Consider the following 1473-nt stretch of genomic DNA (forward strand, 5'->3'; position numbering starts at 1 on the left):
GCCAGCTCCATCGTCAGCAGATATCCGTCCWCTCGCGCCCGGAAATAGCGCCAGAAAATCAGCGAGGGAATGGCCACCATCAGGCCGAAAGCCGTGTTGTAGAGCGCAATCGAAATGCCTTGCGCCAACTGGGCAGGGTTGCCGCCAGCGGCATTGCTCACACCTCCACCACCTGCCTGGGAGCCGAAAATCTCGATCATGCCGATGACTGTGCCCAATAGGCCGAGCAGGGGGGCGGCAGAGGCGATGGTCGCCAGGGCTGCCAAGTATCGTTCCAGCTTGTGGGCCGCCTTGCGTCCTGCGCCTTCCAGCGTGGAACGCAGGTCATCCTCGCTGATCCTTGGATTGGTGTTCAGGGCGCGAAAACCGCTGGCAAGCACTTCGCCGAGCAGCGAGTTTTGTTCAAGCTGCGCCACGACATCGGGTGAGGGGACGGAGGCGCGGGAGACGGTGATGGCTTCGTCAAGCAACTTGGCGGGGGCGACTTTTCGGGTTTTAAGGCTGGTAAAACGCTCGATAACCAGAGCAAGGGCCAAGACAGAGCAGGCAACCAGGGGCCAAATCGGCCAACCTGCGGCTTGTATGATCGAAAACAATGCACATCTCCAGGCAGTAAGTTGTGGTGGATTATGGCTTACAGAAACTGCCATCTCGTTGCGGCTGAGCCTGATCTGTTAAATGTTCGCAACGTGATCGCGTGTCGGACGTAGCCCACAGAAGCTGTGGATAACTTTGTTAGCAAGTGGTGGCGCAGCGGCCTGCAAGCCGCGCCAAATCGTGCATGTGACAGAACGATGAAATTTTGAGCAGAATTAAGTTATTCAAAATCAATGAGTTACACGAATTTATCTCGATATCCGCGCGAAACCAGGGGGTCGAGCCTTGAGGGACGGCTCTCTGTGGAGTATTACACCCGGATTACCAAGGGATTTAGGGGTGTTTGATGCATCGGCTCCTTCCGAGAAGCCGCAAGCGGGAGCGCGCGACGCGGGCATCCGGGTATGGCCCGTCGGGTCTTTGCTAAGGGCTATTTCGGACAGCCTTGAAGCCCGATTTAACCCGGTCGCGGTGCAGGGTGAGATCAGCGGGTTTTCGCGTGCAGCCAGCGGCCACTGCTATTTTTCGCTCAAAGATGAACAGGGGCAGGTTCGCTGCGCCATGTTTCGCCGCGCTGCCACGATGCTGGAGTTTTCCCCGCGCGACGGCCAATTGGTGGAGCTGCGGGGACGGCTGGGTGTTTATGAGCCGCGCGGTGAACTACAACTGGTGGTCGAGTCCATGCGCCAGGCAGGCCAGGGCAATCTTTTTGAACAGTTCCTGCTGCTCAAGGCCAGACTTGAAGCTGAGGGCCTTTTCGACCCAGGCCGTAAAAGGCCTTTGCCTTTGCTGCCCCGCGCCATTGGTGTGGTGACTTCGCTGGGTGCCGCCGCCTTGCACGATGTCACGAGTGCTTTGCAGCGCCGTGTGCCGCAT

Annotated in this window: 2 protein-coding genes; one reads left to right on the forward strand and one right to left on the reverse strand. The window is 58.4% G+C overall.

The genetic code is table 11. The features are described from left to right. A partial coding sequence (locus AC1DWI_RS22885) for a MotA/TolQ/ExbB proton channel family protein (RefSeq protein ID WP_477725878.1) occupies positions 1-596 on the reverse strand: 596 nt, incomplete at its 3' end. A 340-nt stretch (positions 597-936) separates the two neighbouring features. On the opposite strand from AC1DWI_RS22885, the gene xseA reads away from it, so the two are divergent. Then, a partial coding sequence (xseA, locus tag AC1DWI_RS22890; RefSeq protein ID WP_477725877.1) for an exodeoxyribonuclease VII large subunit occupies positions 937-1473 on the forward strand: 537 nt, incomplete at its 3' end.

It is taken from the genome of Polaromonas sp. P3_C2 (assembly GCF_056402675.1).